The sequence below is a fragment of the Rhodococcus sp. GB-02 genome (assembly GCF_053470465.1).
The window spans coordinates 1,541,872-1,559,202 of sequence record NZ_JBPUKE010000001.1 but is presented as its reverse complement, the minus strand read 5'-3'; the positions used below and the strand labels follow the sequence as shown (position 1 = coordinate 1,559,202).

Sequence of the window (17,331 nt, the reverse complement as noted above, 5' to 3'; positions counted from 1 at the left end):
CCCCAGCGAATCTATGCGGGGTGAACGGGCAGCTTCGCGCCGATGCGGACAAGGTCTTCGCGATCTTTGATCTTGACGCGGTCACGCCCGTGCCCCGCACCGAGGTCACGTTCGGCGGCATCGATGCGAAGCCATCCGTCCCAATCGACGGGCAGCAATTTTCCGGCCGCGAGTAATGCAGCGATCCGGCTGCGGTCCGATCGACGTTCGACATTCGAATCCAGCTGCCGCAGCATAGTTTCGACGGTTTGGCGAGCATCGGGACGCGCCGCACCGATCAGCCCGACGGCACCTCGCTTCATCCATCCGGTCACGAACAGGCCGGTGATGGGAAGACCGCTCTCGTCGACCACCGCACCGCTCTGGTGCGGAACCGTGCCGCGTCCGTGATCGAAGGGCACCCCGGCAAGCGGAGTGCCGCGAAGTCCGATTGCCCGGTACACGGCTTGAACCGGATAGTCGGTACAGGCCCCCGAAGAGGTGACGTGACCGTAGCCGTCAGGATCTGTGCGCTCGACGCGCAGTGCTTCGACTTTCCCGTTACCGAGAAGCTCCACCGGCTGTCGGTAAAAGTGCAGGTGAACCCGGCGCTGGGCGATTCGGTCGGCAGAAGCAGCGCCCGCGAAAGTGCGGAGCGTCTCGACAGCCAGTCGGGTATGCACCAACTGTTTGGTCACTCGCTCGATATGCCGATCCGGTGCGACATCGGCAGCGTCGACGACAACATCGACACCGGGCAGTTCACCGAGAGCGCGCAACTCGTTCGGGGAGAATCGAGCGTCGGCGGGTCCGCGCCGGACGAAGATGTGCACTTCTCGAACGAAGCTTTCGGCGATACCTTTCTGAACTTCGGCGGATACGTCCGTGGACTGTAGCGATTGAGCCTCGGAGAGGAGCATGCGCGCGACGTCGAGTGCGACGTTGCCACCCCCGATCACGGCGACCGATTCGGCGTTCAGCGGCCACCGCGGCGAACTGTCCGGGTGATCGTTGTACCAACCGACAAAATCGGCGCCACCGAAAGAGCCTGGAAGGTCGACGCCGGGAATGTCGAGTGGCACATCCTTTGGCGCGCCGGTTGCAATGATCACGGCGTCGTAGGAAGAAACTAGTGCCTCGACGGAAAGGTCCTTTCCGATCTCTACGTTGCAGAACAGCCGGAAGACACTGGCGCCGAGCGCGGTGTGCAGAGAATGGACGAACTTCTCGGACTCGGGGTGCCCTGGCGCGAGACCGTAACGCACCAGTCCGTACGGCGTGGGTAGACGCTCGAACACGTCTGTCTTGGTGCCGGGCGCCAGTTCAGCGAGAGCGCTCGCAGCGTGGATTCCCGCCGGCCCCGCTCCGACGACTGCAACACTGCGCGGAGGTGAGAAAACCGGGGGCGACGCAAGCGGGGATATCGCTCTCACACTGATCATGCACTGAGGCTAGGAGCTCAACTGCGCTAGAGATCAAGTCCCCCGCTTTTCAGTAGCCCGCTTTTCAGTAGCCCGCTTTTCAGTAGCTCTGCTCAGCAGGCTTGTGCTCGGTTGTGTAGCGGTAGAACTCCGCGAGTTCGAGTTCACCGGCAGCTGCCTCGTCGACGATGACGGTCACGTGTGGGTGCAGCTGAAGCACTGACGCCGGGCAGAACGCCGAGACCGGACCTTCGACCGCCGCCCGGACCGCGGGCGCTTTGCGTGCGCCATCCGCGATCAGGACGAGATGCCGTGCATCACTGATGGTTCCGAGTCCTTGCGTGATCACATGATGCGGCACGTCGGCCGGGTCCGCGAAGAACCGTGCGTTGTCGGCGCGGGTTCTCTCGGTCAAGGTCTTCACTCGGGTGCGCGAGGCGAGCGAGGAGGAGGGCTCGTTGAAACCGATGTGCCCGTTGAGGCCGATTCCGAGGATCTGCACGTCGATGGGACCGTTTTCGGCAATGGCTGCGTCGTAGCGCCGGGCGGCTTCACTGGGATCCGCGGCTCCGCCGTCGGGGCTGAACACTCGCGAATTGTCGATGTCGAGGTGATCCACGAGTTCTGTGCGGATGGTGTGCGCGTAGGACTGTGGCTGATCGGACGTGAGACCTACGTACTCGTCGAGAAGATACGCGCTCACGGCCGCGAACGACACTCCCGATTCTCGATGCCGCCTGATCAGCTCTCGATACGTGTGCAGCGGTGACGATCCGGTCGCGAGGCCGAGCATCCGCGCTCCGTTTTCGATGGCGGCGCAAACGATATCGGCAGCGATTCGCCCGCCGTCTTCCGGACTGGGAACTATGACGATTTCCATTCAGACTTCCTCACTGCTCTTGCCTGCTCCGACGATGGCCTCGCGTACGGAACCCGAAGCGCGGTCCAACAGTTCGGTTGCTTCGGCGAAGTCGCATTCGGCCAACAACATGACGACCGCTGCCTTCACATGACCATCGGCATTGTCGATGGTCTCCGCAGCGATCTCGGTATCGACTCCGGTGGCTGCCGCGACGATCCGGTTTGCACGATCGACAAGTTTGGCATTGGTCGGCCGAAGATCGACCATCAGATTGTGGAATGCCTTCCCGGAGCGAACCATACTGGCCGTGGAGAGCATGTTGCACACCATCTTCTGCGCAGTTCCGGCCTTGAGCCTCGTCGATCCGGTGAGGATTTCGGGGCCGGTCTCCACTTCGATGGCCACTCCGGCATGAGAACTCATTGCCGCGTTCCGGTTGCACGAGACTGCCACTGTTGCAGCGCCGAGTTCGCGGGCGTGATCCAGTCCCCCGATGACGTAGGGGGTACGACCGCTGGCCGCCAGACCCACCACGACGTCCGTGGCGTTCAACGAGATTGCGTCGAGATCGACCCCAGCCGCCCGCGGATCGTCTTCTGCCCCCTCGACAGCGTTCAAAAACGCTCCCGGGCCACCGGCGATGATGCCGATCACCTCGCCCGGATCTGTACCGAACGTCGGAGGGCATTCCACTGCGTCGAGAACTCCCAGACGCCCACTTGTCCCCGCTCCCAGGTAGATCAGTCGACCACCTTGTGCCCGAGCGGCGACGATCAAGTCGACTGCGGCTTCGATGGCGGGTAACACCGCCGCGACCGCGTCGGCCACGATTGCGTCCTGCTGATTCATCACCGTCAGCAGACCCGACACCGACATGACGTCGAGATCGCGGGTGAGAGGGTTGGGTCGCTCGGTGGAGAGCATTTCCAATTGCATTGTGACGAGTCCTCCTAGATCAAATCTCACAGTGACGACTCCTCGTCAGTGCCGCTTCGAAGCGATGGCGTCATGGCTTCGTTGTAGAGCAGAGAGTGCGCTGGGCAGCGAATGCGCCACCATTGCGAAAATTGTGTCGACTACCAACAGCTGACCGGTGCGGCTTGCCATCGCAGCCGATCGGAAACCGAATTCTCTACCGGCAGTGAGTAGAACGTGGTGTGACTGCACGGCGAGCGTCGATCGTGCCCCACCGGTGATCGCAGCCGTCGACGCCCCGGTACGACGGGCAAGGGCAAGTGGTTCGACGACATCCGAAGTCTCACCCGAATGTGAGATCCCCACTGCGATGTCGTCCGGTCCGAGCAAGCTGGCGCTGACCATGGCCGCGTCTCGGTCGAGATGAACCCGGCAGTTGACGTCGATGCGAGAGAGCTTCAACGTGAGGTCTTGCGCGACGATGCCTGACGCGCCGATGCCGTACACCTCGACCCGGCGGGCGGATCGAATGCGGGAAACAACTTCTTCGAGCGCAGCAGGATCGGTCAATTGCGCCGTGCCCTTGAGTTGTTCGGATTCGAACTCGGCGAGCTTGGCCATCACCTCGCCGGCCGAGTCGGCAGCAACGATGTCCACACCGAGCGGGATCGTGTCCCCGGCGCCGGACCCGCTGATGGCCGCCAGCGCGAGACGAAGCTGTGGATAGCCCTCGAAGCCGAGCCTTTTGGCTGTGCGGACCACTGTTGCCGTGCTTGTCGACGCTCGCTCGGCGAGATCGTTGACCGTCAGGGTGGAGGCCAGACTGGGATAGGCTTCGATGATTTCGGCGATCCGCAGCTCGGCAGGCGACAGGCTACTCAGTGATGCACGAATACGAGCAAGCAGGTCGACGGACGCCGGAGCACTCCGGTCCAAAGTCATAACGCCTCGATTCGCATCGTTTTCGGAGCTGACGGCACCGATGTGATTCTAGGCAGCCCACGGCTTCCTGGCGTCAGAGATCCGAGCACACTGGCGTGACGTGCACCGGTGCACGAAGCAATGCTTCCGGGCAATCCGTGTGCGGTGAGGAAGCCGAGAACCGCGAAAGCCAATGCTTCTTTGATGTCGGAGGTGACGCCGAGTTCGTCCGAAGACACAAGCGCGATGTCGCCCAATTCGTCACGGAGCATCGCCATCAACGTCGGGTTCTTGGTACCACCGCCTGACACCACCACTTCGGTGGCTGCCAGTCCTCTTACGGAATCGGCGACGGTCCGGGCGGTCAGTGCAGTCAGTGTCGCGACGATGTCGGCCAGAGACAAGGATTCGTAGCCCCGCAGAGCGGCGAGTAGATAGTCCCGATGGAACAATTCCTTGCCCGTGCTCTTGGGAGCGGGCTGCGCGTAATACGGTTCGCTCAGTAGTTGTGCGAGCAGATCGACGTTCGGTGTGCCGGCTGCGCCCAGAGCCCCACCGAGATCGAACCATTGCGCCCCCGCCGTGAATTCGCTTACCGCAGCGTCGATCAACGCATTTGCCGGGCCGGTGTCGAAGGCAATCGACACTGCGGCACCATCTGCCGTCGATGTCGGGACGCCTCCCGGAGCAGTGACGTTCGCGATGCCACCCAGATTGAGCGCGACGGAACCCGAAGTTCTTCCGTTGAGCCACAATACGTCGAATGCGCTGACCAGTGGTGCGCCCTGACCACCCGTCGCCACGTCGCGAGAGCGCAGGTCCGACACGACCGTGCATCCGGTCTTCTCGGCTATCCAGGCCGGCTGCCCGAGCTGGAGAGTTCCTTTTACTTGCGCTCCTTCGACCCAGTGGAACATCGTCTGACCATGTGAGGAGATCAATTCCGCACTGCCACCGCACAGTTCCGCGTTCGCCCGCGCAGCCACGGCCGCGAATGCCTGCCCGATCTCGGTGTCGAGTTGGCAGATCTGACCGACAGTGGTGGACGCTGGCGGTACCGCAGCAGCCACGGCTGCCCGCAACTCACCGGAATATGGTTCGCTGACCATCCCCAGTGGGGTCAGCACAAGAGTGTCCCCATCGATCCGGATATCTGCTGCGGCAGCGTCGATAGCGTCGTACGAAGTACCGGACATCAGACCGATGACTCTCATGAAATATCCCTTACTCGGATCGTTTCGGCATTCGGAAAAGCTGCGGTCAGTCGACGAGTGCCCGCTTGTGGGCATTTCCTCGCAAGGTACTCAAAGCGATCGCGCTGACGGCGCACGTTGCCATCACGAAGTAGGCCGGAATATCGAGATTGGAAGTTTCCTTGATCAGCCACGTGATGATCAGACCGGCGCAGCCCGAAAAGACCGCGTTGGACAGGGAGTATGCGAGTCCCAATCCGGTGTACCGGACCGAGGTGGGGAACATCTCGGAGAGCATGGCGGGTCCGGGTCCGGCAACAAGTCCCACTGCGGCGCCGGCGGCAAACACTGCAAATCCCTTGGCTGTCAGAGACGTCTGCTCGTTCTGCAGGACGTTGAGCAGCGGCAGAGCCAAGACCAGAATTATCACGGTGCCGGTGAGCATGACCGCGCGTCGTCCGATGCGATCGCTGAGTCCACCCGCGATCGGAATGGTCACCGCGAAGCCCGCATTGGCGAGCACGGAAGCAACAAGGGCCTGATGGAAAGTCGCGTTGAGCGAACTCTGAAGATAAGTCGGCATCACGACGAGGAACGTGTAGCCGGCAGCGGACCACCCCATCAACCGCCCGATTCCGAGCAGAATCGCCTTGGCTGTCTCTCCGACAGTCGGCTGCACTACAGGCGCCGCTGCATCAGCTGTCGGTTCGGACTGGACTGATCGAGCGCGCTCGAACGACGGCGTTTCTTCGAGGCGGAGCCTGAGCCACAGGGCAACCAGACCCATCGGAAGTGCAAGGAGGAACGGGATGCGCCAGCCCCAGTCACTGAGCTGTCCCGAGTCGAGGACAGTAGCGAGGAGTGCTGCGATACCCGCACCGGCGAGCAGTCCGAGTGCGACGGTGAACGACTGCCACGAGCCGTACAGCCCGCGTCGTCCGGGCGGAGCAAACTCGGTCATCACCGACACTGCACCGCCGAATTCACCGCCGGCCGACAATCCCTGCAGAATTCGAAGGACCGTCAAGAGCAGCGGTGCCAGAATTCCGACGCTCTCGTAGGTGGGGAGCACACCGATCAGCGTCGTCGCACCCGACATCAGCAGAAGAACGATCACCAAGGTGGGGCGTCGGCCGATGCGGTCACCGAGTCGACCGAACAGCGCGGCCCCCACTGGGCGGAAGAAGAAGGCCAGCGCAAACGACGCGTAGGTCTTGATCAGACTTTCGAGGTCGCCGGAGCCGTCGGCGCTGAAGAAGTTCGACGCGATGATCGTCGCGAAGAACCCGTACACACCGAACTCGTACCACTCGATGAAATTTCCGACGGAGCCGGCGACGAGCGCCCTGCGCCGTTTGAGCTGCGCACCATCGTTCCGTGTCTGCACTGTGATGCCCATGCCGTCCTCCGTTGACGAAACCCGAATATGCAACAAAGTTTCATCTGAACGGAGCATAAATGTCAAGAAGTTTCATGATTGGATTTTTGTGGCCGCGGAATCCCTATGCTCCCGCGAACGTGAATGCCTCCGCCTGTTCGAACCGGCCAGTGGAATCACCGGAATAGACGGTGCTCTCGTTCGGACCGAGCCCGAGCTTTCGGACGGGCGCCCCTTCCGCGAGATCCATCGAAGCCACGTCCACCCAGAAAGTATTCGGTGTCATCGCCGACTCGAAGAAATAGAGCGTGCGTTTGTGATCGACGACCGTGCGCCAACGGGTCGACGAGATGTTGGGCTCGTCGGGAGTCGAAATACCTAGGGGCACCGATACATTCCGAATAACGCTGAAGGTGGATGCCAATGCCGACCGCGGATCGTCCGTCTGCGGTATCGCATCCACATAGAACGATGCCCGCGCGAATCGGTCAGCGGCACGGTTGGTTCCGGGCAGCATGACGGTTCCGTTGATCTGCTTCCAGTACTCGTTGACGGCGAGTTGCTGATCGAAGATCGGCGAATTGGTCATCACCTGGTACTCGCGGCTGTGATGAATCGTCGGGTGCCCACCGACGTACTCGATGATCGCGCTGTCTCCTCCAGCGTCCGAGAGCGACATGTGCAGCGTTGCGAGGCGGTCTTCGCCGGGAACGGCGGCGGTCACCACAGTGAACGGTTCTGACGCCAATACGTCGACCGCTTCCCGAACTGTCGCAAAGCTGTCCAGGACGTATTGTGCCCACGCCGCGATCGACAATCCCGGGCTCGAACCGTCGTAGGTCGGGTACTCGGACTCGACCAACCACAAGAGATTGGCAGACAGCCCAGACTCGTTGACCCCGTCGGTCGTGCACATGTCGTAGGCCGTCGCGACAACGCTTCCGTATTTCGAGGTCCACTGTATCGAGTTCGAACCCGCGCAGCCCTCCCTGGTCATCCCGCGCGGGAATGCCCAGAGGTTTGTTCCGAGGTCGACCTTCCAATCCATCGATCGAGCAGTGATCACAGTGTCGTTGGGCCCCAAGTAGACCAAGCGTGTACACATCGATAACTATCCCTTCCGTTAGGGCGTGACGATATTGAAACTGGGGTCGAAGGTGTCCAAACCCGCCCAGCGTCTCCAGCACTGATTCGTCACCGTCCAGCGAAACCTTCCCGGCCTTGGCCAGTTCAGCGGCCGCGCTCGATTGCTGGAGCGCCGCCACCAGTGCAGCTTTACCACCCCATCTCTATCGGTTGAGCACGCGCTTGGAATCACCCGCGCAGGGTGAAGCTCACACGACCACGCGAGATGGTTGGCGAGGGTGATCAGCCGGGGAGTTCCTCCGAATTCCGAGATGCGAGTGCAATTGCCAGGACTGCGATCCCACATCCGGCAACCAGGATCCATCCCAGCCTCGATGCCTGTGCGACGTCTACCGGTGCACTGCCGCCGATAATGCCACCGGCCAGCGCCACACCGAGAGCAGCACCGAATTGGCGTGCACTGGAAGTTATTCCACCGGCAAGCCCCGCCTGCGATCTCGGCAACCCGTTGACGGCGGTGTTGGTGATGGGGGCATTCGAGAACCCGAATCCGATACCGAGAAACAGGTAAGCGGCCAACAGCATCGGAATCGCCGTGTTGTTGTCGAGCGAGACCAGGCACAGCCCGCCGAGCGTCGTGAAGCTACCGGCGATCAGCAGCGGCCGCCGCGGGCCGAAGCGTCCGACGAGTATTCCGGACAACGGCGCGCAGACCGTTGCCGCAACAGCCATCGGAAGGGTGATCGCGCCGGCCAGGGCTGGACTCATACCTCGGGAGTGCTGCAAGTAGAACGTGCCGAGCAGTAGCGTCGCGTTCAACGCTACGAACACCACGACAGCGCCGATCACAGCCGACGAGAACGGTCTGCGGCCGAAGAGCGCGAGATCCATCAGTGGCTCGCGCTTACGTGATTCGACGCGGATGAATGCGGCCAACGCTGCAGCAACAACCACGTACCCGGCCGTCGCCGCGGCAGAGAACCATCCGATTCGCGGACCCTCGATCAGAAGGGCGACCGCCCCGCCGACAAGAATCACCAGTAGCAACTGACCGGGAAGGTCGAGACGTCGCGACTGCTGCGCTCGGGACTCCGGTACAAACACAGCAGTCAAGGCGAGCACGGCCAAGATCACCGGCACGTTGATCCAGAAAACCGATCGCCAGCCGAAACTTTCGATGAGCACGCCGCCGACGATCGGCCCTGCCGCCATACTCAGGCCGAAGACCGCGGCCCACACCCCGATCGCCTTGGCCCGCTCCTTCGGGTCGGTCATCACGTTGACTACGATCGCCAAGGCAACCGGACTGAGCATCGACCCACCGACGCCTTGGACAATCCGCGCCGCGATCAGCACCTCCACGGACGGAGCGAGTGCGCAGGCAATCGACGCCACCCCGAAAACGACAAGCCCGATCTGAAAGACTCGTCTCCTGCCGAAACGATCGGCCACCGCGCCGGACGAGATCAGCAAGCTCGCCAGGACGAGTGTGTACGCGTTGACGACCCATTCCAGACCACGGGTTCCGACGCGAAATCCCTCACCGATCGTCGGCAGGGCCACGTTGACGATGGTCGTGTCCAAACCGACGACGAACAGGCTCGTGCAGCAGATCGCCAGGATGCCCCATCGCCTCCCTGCATCAAGTCCGATCACTTGCGGTTCGATCCTGCTCGAAGGTTTCATGGTCGGACTCCATCTCTCGAAGTGCTCTGCCGTACTCGACTATCGAAAGGATCGTTGCTCTCCAGCGTCCGAAGCCGGTAGAAATTTTGCGGAAACTGCAAAGATGGACGGCATGGATACTGAATTCGAGCAGTTGATCACCGATATCGGACCGAAGCTGCGCACGCTTCGACGCGATCGCGGATTGACTCTCGAGGCGCTGTCCGAGACCACCGGCATCTCCGTCAGCGCACTCTCACGCCTCGAATCGGGGAAGCGTCGTCCCACCCTCGATCTCCTGTTGCCGCTTGCCCGAGCGCACCGGGTCGCGCTGGACCAACTCGTCGGCGCTCCCGCTACGGGCGATCCCCGGGTTCACCTCACCCCGAGCCGACGCAGGAACGGCAGTGCCGTCGTTCCGCTGACGCGCTATCCCGGCCGCGTGCAGGTCTTCAAGCAGGTGATCGGTCCGCGCCCACCGAAGCTGGTCACCCACGCCGGCTACGAATGGCTCTATGTCCTCGCCGGGGATCTGCGTCTCATCCTGGGAGCGAACGAGGTTGTCCTCCACCCCGGTGAAGTCGCGGAGTTCGACACTGCCGAACCCCATTGGTTCGGGCCTGCCGATGAACAGGTGGTGGAAATCTTGCATCTTTTCGGCCCGCAAGGCGAGAAGGCGCATGTGCGCACGAAGGCAAAAACTACTACTACACAAGGCCTGGTTACCGAAAGTTAGTTCACCGCATGCGTTTTCAGTCGGTTCGACAGGGTATGAGCGTGCTCGAGGAGTAGCGTTCCCAACTCGGCATGACGCGCGGGCCGGAAGCGAGTTTCCACTCCGGTCAGGCTGAGCGCCCAGGCCGGGCGACCGTTGCGGTCGAACACCGCGGCACCCATCCCCCAGCTTCCCTCGACGATGAGGGCTGGATTAACGGCGTAGCCGGTGACCCGCGTCGACTCGATTCGCTCTCGAATCGATGTCTCACTGTGGATCTCACCCCATTCCGAATCCAGATTCACCCGGGCGAAATAGTCGTCGACGTCCCGCGCCGGTAGGTGGCTCAAGATGGCAAGCCCCGCCGACGCGATTCCCAACGGGAATCGCTTTCCCTCGTGCAGCACGTGAGATCGCAGCGGAAAACTGCCTTCCTGACTCAGGATGCAGACGGTCTCGTCGCCTCGACGTGCCGACAGGAATGCGCTCTCCCCCGTGACCCGGGCAAGTTCGTCGACGACGTCGCGAGCGCGGTCGGTGATGTCGTACCGATTTCCGGCCGCCGCCCCCAGGAGGTACAACTCCGGACCGAGAGACCACCGACCGGTTCGTGCGTCACGGTCGACCAGACCTTCGGCAGCCAAGGACGTGAGCAGTCGGTGTGCGGTGGGTCGAGCGAGGCCAGTGGCCTTGCCCAATTCCGTGGTGGAAGTGCCCGTTGGTTCGGACGCGCCGAGGGCTCGCAGAAGTGCCGCCACCCGCGCGACCATGGCCGGCGATTGCTCGTGAGTTGGCATGACTTCATCCTAGCGTCCACTCAGTGAACGAAATTCCTTCAGATGGTCAGTAGTCGATCAGTTCTCTGTCGATATTCGAGATTGCTTGAACCTGTGAGCTGGAGATAGTTCACTGGATACCGAAGTGAGTGAGTGTCTACTCAATGAACGCCTGGCAGGGAGAGATCATGACAGCAAAGGTGTACGAGTCCGCAGCGGACGCGGTCGCCGACATCGTCGACGGCGCAACGCTGGCAGTCGGCGGATTCGGTTTGTGCGGCATCCCCGACGTGTTGATCGGCGCGATCGCAGCTACGAGCGCAACCGACCTCGAGGTGTTCTCCAACAACTGCGGCGTCGACGATCACGGTCTCGGAATCTTGCTGAGCGCCGGACGCATCCGACGGGTGACCGCGTCGTACGTCGGTGAGAACAAGGAGTTCGCCCGGCAATACCTGGCCGGCGAACTCGAAGTGGAACTGACGCCGCAGGGCACGCTCGCCGAGCGTCTGCGCGCCGGCGGAACCGGAATCCCCGCATTCTTCACACCGGCCGGAGTGGGTAGCCCCATCTCCGACGGCGGAATGCCCTGGCGATACGACTCCGACGGCTCGATCGCGATTGCATCGCCGCCGAAGGAGACTCGCGTTTTCGGAACCAAGCGTTACGTGATGGAAGAGGCGATCAACGCCGACTACGCACTCGTGCACGCTGTTCTCGGTGACACCGACGGCAACCTCGTGTTCGACAAGACCGCGATGAACTTCAACCCTCTCGCTGCCATGGCCGGTCGCATCACCATCGCACAGGTGGAACGCCTCGTCGAACCCGGTGAAATCGATCCGGCGTCAGTGCACCTGCCCGGGGTCTTCGTTCAGCGCGTTGTCCACACCGGACCTCAGAACAAGCGAATCGAAAAGCGAACCGTCAGCGCTTCGGAAGGAACATCACGATGACCGCACCAGTGACAGTGACGGGTTGGACGCGTCAGCAGATGGCAGCACGGGCGGCCGCAGAGATGATCGACGGCGAGTACGTCAATCTCGGAATCGGCCTTCCCACACTGATTCCCGGATACCTGGGCTCGGACGTTCGTGTTGTCCTGCACTCGGAGAACGGAATTCTCGGCACGGGACCGTATCCCACCGAAGACAACGTCGATCCTGATCTCATCAATGCCGGCAAGGAGACCGTCACCGTCAATCCCGGTGCGGCATATTTTGATTCGGCCCTCTCGTTCGGGATGATCCGCGGCGGCCACATCGACACCGCAGTCCTCGGCGGCATGCAGGTGTCGAAGACCGGTGACCTCGCCAACTGGATGGTGCCAGGCAAGATGGTCAAGGGCATGGGCGGCGCGATGGACCTCGTCCACGGTGCCCGCCGCGTCATCGTCGTCATGGAGCACAACGACCGCGACGGCAACCCCAAGATCGTCGACGCCTGCACCCTGCCGCTCACCGGCCAGGGCGTGGTGAATCGGATCATCACCAACCTCGCCGTCATCGACGTGAGCGAAGAAGGACCCCTCGTTTTGCGTGAACTCGCCCCCGATGTCAGCGTCGAAGACGTAGTCGCCGCAACCGGCACCGAACTGAAAGTAGAACTGGCATGACCGACACGACCACAGTGATTGTTGCGGGAGCTCGCACCCCGATGGGTCGACTCCTCGGATCGTTGAAAGACCTCTCCGGGTCCGACCTCGGCGGCATCGCCATCAAAGGCGCCCTCGACAAATCCGGAGTCGCACCCGAACAGGTCGACTACGTCATCATGGGACAGGTCCTCACCGCCGGCGCCGGCCAGATGCCCGCCCGCCAAGCCGCCGTCGCCGCCGGCATCCCCATGAACGTCCCCGCCCTGAGCATCAACAAAGTGTGCCTGTCCGGCATCGACGCCATCGCCCTCGCCGACCAACTCATCCGCGCCGGCGAATTCGACATCGTCGTCGCCGGCGGCCAGGAATCGATGTCCCGCGCACCCCACATGCTCGAAAAAAGCCGCGAAGGCTTCAAATACGGCGACGTCACCCTCCGCGACCACATGGCCTACGACGGCCTCCACGACATCTTCACCGACCAAGCCATGGGCCTGCTCACCGAACAAGTCAACCAACAAGAAACCGCCCACATCACCCGCGCCGAGCAGGACGCCTTCGCCGCCGCCTCACACCAGAACGCGGCCCGCGCCTGGAAAGACGGCTACTTCGACAACGAAGTCGTCCCCGTCTCCATCCCCCAACGCAAAGGCGACCCCATCGTCGTCGCCCAGGACGAAGGCATCCGCGCCGACACCACCACCGAATCGCTCGGAAAACTGCGTCCCGCGTTCAGCAAGGACGGCACCATCACCGCCGGCTCCGCCTCCCCGATCTCCGACGGCGCCGCCGCCGTGATCGTGATGAGCAAAGCCAAGGCCGAAGAACTCGGCCTGACCTGGATCGCGGAAATCGGTGCCCACGGCGTCGTCGCCGGACCGGACTCCACCCTCCAGTCCCAGCCCGCCCGCGCCATCGCCAAGGCCTGCGCCAAGGAAGGTATCGACCCCACCGACCTCGACCTCGTCGAAATCAACGAAGCATTCGCCGCCGTCGGGATCGCCTCCACCCGCGAACTCGGCCTCGACCCCGCCAAGGTCAACGTCAACGGCGGCGCCATCGCCGTCGGACACCCCCTCGGCATGTCCGGCGCCCGCATCGCCCTGCACCTCGCCCTCGAACTGCAACGCCGCGGCGGCGGCATCGGCGCAGCCGCACTCTGCGGCGGCGGCGGACAAGGCGACGCACTCATCGTCCGCGTCCCCAAGGCGTAATTACTTCCTGCTGACCAGACGGGTCGACGAGCCCTCATCGCGCTCGTCGACCCGTCTGTTTCGTGCCAAAGGTTACTTGGGATCGAGCGTCGTCGAGCGGTTGCGCAACAACGCCTCGATCTCCGATCGTCGGTATCTCCGATGTCCGCCAAGCGTTCTCAGAGTTCCGACTTTGCCCTCCCTCGCCCATCTGGATACCGTGGTCCGGTCGACGTGGAACAGTGCCGCAACCTGTTTGGTCGTCAGCCACTCATCGACAGGTGCTGTGTGCTCTTCTTCTCGGCTCATTGACAGACATTCGTAGCCGCAGCCCGAATGGACGGGTCCGATGACGAATTGGCTACCCCAGGTGCGCTGTGAAAGACTCGCTGCAAAACTTTACTACCTCTTGGGGAAACTATGTCGAAGTCGGTAACTCTGATCCGTTCCACATCACTCTCTTCAGTCGCTGAATATGCCTATGCAGCAACGGCTCCCGCCGAGGCCCGACTGATCTTCCTCGCAGGATCGTGCCCGTTGAACGAGGACGGCTCCACCGCCGCCATCGGCGACTACGCGGGACAGGCAGCCAAGGCCGTCGACAACCTCAGAACCGCCCTCTCGGACGCCGGCGCGTCCATCACCGATGTGATCAACACCCGCGTTCTGGTGGCGTCGAGCAGTCAAGAAGACCTCGTCGCGGCGTGGGAGGTAGTCCGCGACGCGTTCGCCGATCATGACGCCCCAAGCACTCTGATGGGAGTGACCGTTCTCGGTTACGACGATCAGTTGGTCGAGATCGAGGCAATCGCGGCCGTCGTCGACTGAACTCGAACCTGGCTGGACGTTCCTACCGGGGCTCTTTCCTACCGTGGATCTTCGTGAGCAAGGGCCCGGTAGCCCTTTGCCCCCGCACGATCCACGGCGGCTCGCACAACAGCGAAGATGGCGCCCTGCAGTGCAGCGGCGATCAGGACTTCCCTACTCGACCTGCTCAGATCCTTGGGCTCGGGCGCATTCTTGTCGTCACCGATGCGCTTCCACACCTGTTGGAAAACAGCGCCCGCCAAAATGCCGCCCAGGACGCTCGTAGCCAGCGAGAGTGGCTTGTACATCGCTTTCGATACTGCGCTCATTGCGCGGATCCTCCGTAGTTCGATTCGTACCGCTTGAGCGGCTGACCGGCTCTCACTACCCCGCAGGCGAACTGTCGAAACATTGCACCGACGCGGCGCGAAGTTGACTGTCGCACGTTATGTTCCACGGTTTGCCATTTCGCGGGCCGGGTAGGATCGTCTTAGCGAAAGAAGGTTGTGTAAGTCATGGAAAACTACAGAATCGAACTACCGGACGGTACTACGGTGATGGAAGATTTCGTCTCGGATCGCGCCGCCATCGCATACGCGGTCGATCTGAATCACGGGTGTAGCGAGAAAGTATCGGTATTCCGCATCACCGACGAAGGGGAAACCATCCCGACTCGGATGTGCCCCAAGCCGAATCCTGGTTCGCGGCGTCGCACGCGAAGCGCCCGATAGAAGCCGGTCAAGAAGCATCCAGACGGGGGAAGAGCGTCTCCCTTGCGAGCAGCAGCAAGGCCGCAGCGACCGGAATCGCCAGCAACGCACCGACAATACCGAGCAACGCTCCGCCCAACAGGACCGCGACCACAGTCACCAACGCCGGGACCGCCACCGTCTTGCCGATGATCTTCGGAACGAGTAGGTAGTCCTCGAGCAGACGTAACGCGATGAAGAACGCAACTGTCGCCAATGCCGTTGGGACAGAGACTGTCAGGGAGACCAGGGCGACGATAACCCCTGCGATCGTGGAACCGACTATCGGGATCAGATCGAGCAGAGCGACCAGCAGTGCCAGGATCAACGGGTACGGCACATCGAAGATCAACAACCAAGCGAAGGTGCACACTGCGGTGATCACGGAGATCAGAACATTGCCGAGAACGTACCCACCAACACCTGCCAGTATCTGGTCACCGATGGCGATTGCTCGGGGCCGCCGCGAATGTGGCACCAGCCGATACAGATTCGTGCGGATTCGTGGATAGTCAACCAAGAAGTACGTCGTCAGTACAGCAACGATTCCGGCGTCGGCGACTGCGCTGAACACCGCCCGCCCCGCACCGAGCAAACCCGTCGCGAGCGCAGAACCCGAACCATCCAGTTGTGTAGTGAGGTGCTGTTCGAGGTGATACTTCTCGTCGAGGTCGTTGACGATCGGGTACCGGTCACGAATGTGTGTCAGAAGTTCGGGAGCGTGCGATGCAAACTGACGTCCCTGCTCGACCAGCGGGGTGATCGCAGCGACGAGAAACAGGGCCAACATCACGGCAATTCCGAGGAGTACCACGGTGACCGCGATCCAGCGCCGGAAATGTCTCCGCTCCAGCCAGACGATCATGGGTTCAATGCCCACCGCGAGAAACAGCGCGACCACGATCAGGATCAGCATGCCTCGCGCCGCCAGCAGCACCTCGATCACCGCGTACGTCACGGCAACTCCGGCCGCGGCACTCAGACCGATGAAGAACGGTGAACGACGATCGAATCTCGGTCCGGGTTTGCCCAGCGGCCGGACGGGCGTCGCCAATGCCGCGGCTTCGCGTTCCGCTTCAGCCATCGGATCTACGGCTTGGACTTCGCTTTCGGATTCCGGTGATCGATCCGCGGAACTGGGATCCATTCAAGCCACCTCACGATCCGCAGGACTTCCCGGCACGGGAGTGAGTACCCGTGCCGTAATCGGATCAACCTCGCGGCTTCTCCGCTCCGCTTCGTGTCAGCGCGAGCCCGGTTCCCACAACGCCGATGATCGACACAGCGATGGCGATGCTCGGCCAACCGTCGCTCTGCCAGTAGACGTCGTCGAGAGTGATCAGTAGCGCGGCCTCGTCGACGATGAGTCCGAGCGCAATGCCCAACGCGATGCCCATCCAGGTTCTTGCGCGAGGACTTCGGTCTACGAGTCCGAAGATCGCCACCCCGGCCAACAGCAGAATTCCCCATAGATAGTGATGCAGGTGAGTGCCACCGGCGCTGATGTCGCCGACATCCCTGGTATCGATCTGGATCAACCACGTCACCAGACGTGCTCCACCGAACGTCAATGTGAAGGCCACCCACGCCAACACCAAGCCGCGGCGTGATTCGTCAACCTGATTCCATCTGCGAGGGAATCTGAATCGCTCGGCAGATTTCTCTTCGTCATGGTCTCGAGAAAGCATCCTCCATGTTTACCCGATGCCGCTCAGAGTCAGATTTCGGGGTGGATGCACCAAAACGTAAATCGATAACAAAAAAGCGGTACCCGATCTCCGAAGAGATCGGGTACCGCTTTCTCAGCTACTCGCGCAGTATCGATCAATACCAGACTTTTCGTCCGCCCACTGCACGCCCGGTAGCACCGAGGATAGACAGAACTGCACCTACGACGACCAAGATGATGCCGACAGTGGTCAGAATGCTCAACCCCGTGAAAAAGCCGATCAACGCCAGAATAATGCCGAGAACAATCATGTGAGAACCTCATCCGGTATGCGTATAAAAATGATCTACTCAACTGACGCTACTACAGAAACTTCTCAACCGATAAATCCGATAAATACATTCA

General features: G+C 61.8%; 20 protein-coding genes. 6 read left to right on the top strand and 14 right to left on the bottom strand.

Annotated elements, in window-relative coordinates:
* Positions 1-11: 11 nt before the first annotated feature.
* The 8 genes from ACSW29_RS07415 to ACSW29_RS07380 all read right to left on the bottom strand — a co-directional run bounded on the left by ACSW29_RS07415 (position 12) and on the right by ACSW29_RS07380 (position 9,441).
* Positions 12-1,421 carry an FAD-dependent oxidoreductase gene (locus tag ACSW29_RS07415; protein WP_448276951.1) on the bottom strand — a complete coding sequence of 470 codons (1,410 nt, stop codon included), beginning with the start codon at positions 1,419-1,421 and terminating at the stop codon, positions 12-14.
* Positions 1,422-1,500: 79 nt separating this feature from the next.
* Positions 1,501-2,280: a glucosamine-6-phosphate deaminase gene (gene nagB, locus ACSW29_RS07410; protein WP_317828296.1), complete on the bottom strand. Its 780-nt coding sequence runs from the start codon at positions 2,278-2,280 to the stop codon at positions 1,501-1,503.
* A complete protein-coding gene (gene murQ, locus ACSW29_RS07405) occupies positions 2,281-3,198 on the bottom strand; it encodes an N-acetylmuramic acid 6-phosphate etherase (protein WP_317828297.1) in 918 nt (305 codons plus the stop codon).
* Between the two features lie 45 nt (positions 3,199-3,243).
* Positions 3,244-4,119: a MurR/RpiR family transcriptional regulator gene (locus tag ACSW29_RS07400; protein ID WP_317828298.1), complete on the bottom strand. Its 876-nt coding sequence runs from the start codon at positions 4,117-4,119 to the stop codon at positions 3,244-3,246.
* Positions 4,116-5,312 carry an anhydro-N-acetylmuramic acid kinase gene (locus tag ACSW29_RS07395; protein WP_317828299.1) on the bottom strand — a complete coding sequence of 399 codons (1,197 nt, stop codon included), beginning with the start codon at positions 5,310-5,312 and terminating at the stop codon, positions 4,116-4,118. Before ACSW29_RS07395 ends, ACSW29_RS07400 begins: the two co-directional genes overlap by 4 nt.
* A gap of 46 nt (positions 5,313-5,358) precedes the next feature.
* On the bottom strand, positions 5,359-6,690 hold the full coding sequence (locus tag ACSW29_RS07390; RefSeq protein WP_050655637.1) for an MFS transporter: 1,332 nt from the start codon (positions 6,688-6,690) through the stop codon (positions 5,359-5,361).
* A 103-nt stretch (positions 6,691-6,793) separates the two neighbouring features.
* The gene (locus ACSW29_RS07385) at positions 6,794-7,774 is read right to left on the bottom strand and encodes a linear amide C-N hydrolase (RefSeq protein ID WP_448276950.1); all 981 of its coding nucleotides are present in this window, start codon (positions 7,772-7,774) and stop codon (positions 6,794-6,796) included.
* A 263-nt stretch (positions 7,775-8,037) separates the two neighbouring features.
* Positions 8,038-9,441 (bottom strand): MFS transporter, encoded by a 1,404-nt coding sequence (locus tag ACSW29_RS07380; RefSeq protein WP_448276949.1) that lies wholly within the window; start codon positions 9,439-9,441, stop codon positions 8,038-8,040.
* A 112-nt stretch (positions 9,442-9,553) separates the two neighbouring features.
* Between ACSW29_RS07380 and ACSW29_RS07375 the strand changes: the two genes are divergently transcribed.
* Positions 9,554-10,156, top strand: coding sequence for a helix-turn-helix domain-containing protein (locus tag ACSW29_RS07375; protein WP_448276948.1), 603 nt, complete (start codon positions 9,554-9,556; stop codon positions 10,154-10,156).
* On the opposite strand, the gene ACSW29_RS07370 is transcribed toward ACSW29_RS07375, so the two are convergent.
* Complete coding sequence (locus ACSW29_RS07370) at positions 10,153-10,932, bottom strand: IclR family transcriptional regulator (RefSeq protein WP_230816474.1); 780 nt, start codon at positions 10,930-10,932, stop codon at positions 10,153-10,155. The two genes, ACSW29_RS07375 and ACSW29_RS07370, sit on opposite strands and share 4 nt — an antisense overlap.
* A 167-nt stretch (positions 10,933-11,099) precedes the next feature.
* Between ACSW29_RS07370 and ACSW29_RS07365 the strand changes: the two genes are divergently transcribed.
* Genes ACSW29_RS07365 through ACSW29_RS07355 form a run of 3 tightly spaced genes read left to right on the top strand, consistent with a single transcriptional unit; the run spans position 11,100 to position 13,722 of the window.
* Positions 11,100-11,867: a CoA transferase subunit A gene (locus ACSW29_RS07365; RefSeq protein WP_230816475.1), complete on the top strand. Its 768-nt coding sequence runs from the start codon at positions 11,100-11,102 to the stop codon at positions 11,865-11,867.
* Positions 11,864-12,526 (top strand): 3-oxoacid CoA-transferase subunit B, encoded by a 663-nt coding sequence (locus ACSW29_RS07360; RefSeq protein ID WP_007726396.1) that lies wholly within the window; start codon positions 11,864-11,866, stop codon positions 12,524-12,526. Before ACSW29_RS07365 ends, ACSW29_RS07360 begins: the two co-directional genes overlap by 4 nt.
* Positions 12,523-13,722 (top strand): acetyl-CoA C-acetyltransferase, encoded by a 1,200-nt coding sequence (locus tag ACSW29_RS07355; protein WP_269590720.1) that lies wholly within the window; start codon positions 12,523-12,525, stop codon positions 13,720-13,722. Before ACSW29_RS07360 ends, ACSW29_RS07355 begins: the two co-directional genes overlap by 4 nt.
* 72 nt (positions 13,723-13,794) lie before the next feature.
* Here the strand turns inward: ACSW29_RS07355 and ACSW29_RS07350 are convergent, their stop codons facing one another.
* Positions 13,795-14,010, bottom strand: coding sequence for a BldC family transcriptional regulator (locus tag ACSW29_RS07350; RefSeq protein WP_230815090.1), 216 nt, complete (start codon positions 14,008-14,010; stop codon positions 13,795-13,797).
* 111 nt (positions 14,011-14,121) lie between these two features.
* Here ACSW29_RS07350 and ACSW29_RS07345 point away from each other — a divergent pair, with 111 nt between their 5' ends.
* Positions 14,122-14,529: a RidA family protein gene (locus ACSW29_RS07345; protein WP_347873492.1), complete on the top strand. Its 408-nt coding sequence runs from the start codon at positions 14,122-14,124 to the stop codon at positions 14,527-14,529.
* A gap of 38 nt (positions 14,530-14,567) precedes the next feature.
* Here the strand turns inward: ACSW29_RS07345 and ACSW29_RS07340 are convergent, their stop codons facing one another.
* Positions 14,568-14,837, bottom strand: a complete 270-nt coding sequence (locus tag ACSW29_RS07340) for a DUF4235 domain-containing protein (RefSeq protein WP_209448388.1) — start codon at positions 14,835-14,837, stop codon at positions 14,568-14,570.
* A gap of 186 nt (positions 14,838-15,023) precedes the next feature.
* On the opposite strand from ACSW29_RS07340, the gene ACSW29_RS07335 reads away from it, so the two are divergent.
* On the top strand, positions 15,024-15,239 hold the full coding sequence (locus ACSW29_RS07335; RefSeq protein ID WP_448276947.1) for a hypothetical protein: 216 nt from the start codon (positions 15,024-15,026) through the stop codon (positions 15,237-15,239).
* Between the two features lie 7 nt (positions 15,240-15,246).
* On the opposite strand, the gene ACSW29_RS07330 is transcribed toward ACSW29_RS07335, so the two are convergent.
* From ACSW29_RS07330 to ACSW29_RS07320, 3 genes are all read right to left on the bottom strand, one after another.
* Entirely contained in the window at positions 15,247-16,404 is a 1,158-nt protein-coding gene (locus tag ACSW29_RS07330; RefSeq protein ID WP_317829496.1) for an AI-2E family transporter, read from the bottom strand.
* 64 nt (positions 16,405-16,468) lie between these two features.
* Positions 16,469-16,945, bottom strand: coding sequence for a hypothetical protein (locus ACSW29_RS07325; RefSeq protein ID WP_003945539.1), 477 nt, complete (start codon positions 16,943-16,945; stop codon positions 16,469-16,471).
* Between the two features lie 136 nt (positions 16,946-17,081).
* Positions 17,082-17,237, bottom strand: coding sequence for a DUF6131 family protein (locus tag ACSW29_RS07320; RefSeq protein ID WP_003945564.1), 156 nt, complete (start codon positions 17,235-17,237; stop codon positions 17,082-17,084).
* Positions 17,238-17,331: the final 94 nt, after the last annotated feature.

What these genes read in the sequence shown, in the direction of transcription:
- ACSW29_RS07415 (WP_448276951.1), bottom strand. Translation starts at nt 1,421, where the DNA reads ATGATCAGTGTGAGAGCGATATCCCCGCTTGCGTCGCCCCCGGTTTTC.
- nagB (WP_317828296.1), bottom strand. Translation starts at nt 2,280, where the DNA reads ATGGAAATCGTCATAGTTCCCAGTCCGGAAGACGGCGGGCGAATCGCT.
- murQ (WP_317828297.1), bottom strand. Translation starts at nt 3,198, where the DNA reads ATGCAATTGGAAATGCTCTCCACCGAGCGACCCAACCCTCTCACCCGC.
- ACSW29_RS07400 (WP_317828298.1), bottom strand. Translation starts at nt 4,119, where the DNA reads ATGACTTTGGACCGGAGTGCTCCGGCGTCCGTCGACCTGCTTGCTCGT.
- ACSW29_RS07395 (WP_317828299.1), bottom strand. Translation starts at nt 5,312, where the DNA reads ATGAGAGTCATCGGTCTGATGTCCGGTACTTCGTACGACGCTATCGAC.
- ACSW29_RS07390 (WP_050655637.1), bottom strand. Translation starts at nt 6,690, where the DNA reads ATGGGCATCACAGTGCAGACACGGAACGATGGTGCGCAGCTCAAACGG.
- ACSW29_RS07385 (WP_448276950.1), bottom strand. Translation starts at nt 7,774, where the DNA reads ATGTGTACACGCTTGGTCTACTTGGGGCCCAACGACACTGTGATCACT.
- ACSW29_RS07380 (WP_448276949.1), bottom strand. Translation starts at nt 9,441, where the DNA reads ATGAAACCTTCGAGCAGGATCGAACCGCAAGTGATCGGACTTGATGCA.
- ACSW29_RS07375 (WP_448276948.1), top strand. Translation starts at nt 9,554, where the DNA reads ATGGATACTGAATTCGAGCAGTTGATCACCGATATCGGACCGAAGCTG.
- ACSW29_RS07370 (WP_230816474.1), bottom strand. Translation starts at nt 10,932, where the DNA reads ATGCCAACTCACGAGCAATCGCCGGCCATGGTCGCGCGGGTGGCGGCA.
- ACSW29_RS07365 (WP_230816475.1), top strand. Translation starts at nt 11,100, where the DNA reads ATGACAGCAAAGGTGTACGAGTCCGCAGCGGACGCGGTCGCCGACATC.
- ACSW29_RS07360 (WP_007726396.1), top strand. Translation starts at nt 11,864, where the DNA reads ATGACCGCACCAGTGACAGTGACGGGTTGGACGCGTCAGCAGATGGCA.
- ACSW29_RS07355 (WP_269590720.1), top strand. Translation starts at nt 12,523, where the DNA reads ATGACCGACACGACCACAGTGATTGTTGCGGGAGCTCGCACCCCGATG.
- ACSW29_RS07350 (WP_230815090.1), bottom strand. Translation starts at nt 14,010, where the DNA reads ATGAGCCGAGAAGAAGAGCACACAGCACCTGTCGATGAGTGGCTGACG.
- ACSW29_RS07345 (WP_347873492.1), top strand. Translation starts at nt 14,122, where the DNA reads ATGTCGAAGTCGGTAACTCTGATCCGTTCCACATCACTCTCTTCAGTC.
- ACSW29_RS07340 (WP_209448388.1), bottom strand. Translation starts at nt 14,837, where the DNA reads ATGAGCGCAGTATCGAAAGCGATGTACAAGCCACTCTCGCTGGCTACG.
- ACSW29_RS07335 (WP_448276947.1), top strand. Translation starts at nt 15,024, where the DNA reads ATGGAAAACTACAGAATCGAACTACCGGACGGTACTACGGTGATGGAA.
- ACSW29_RS07330 (WP_317829496.1), bottom strand. Translation starts at nt 16,404, where the DNA reads ATGGATCCCAGTTCCGCGGATCGATCACCGGAATCCGAAAGCGAAGTC.
- ACSW29_RS07325 (WP_003945539.1), bottom strand. Translation starts at nt 16,945, where the DNA reads ATGCTTTCTCGAGACCATGACGAAGAGAAATCTGCCGAGCGATTCAGA.
- ACSW29_RS07320 (WP_003945564.1), bottom strand. Translation starts at nt 17,237, where the DNA reads ATGATTGTTCTCGGCATTATTCTGGCGTTGATCGGCTTTTTCACGGGG.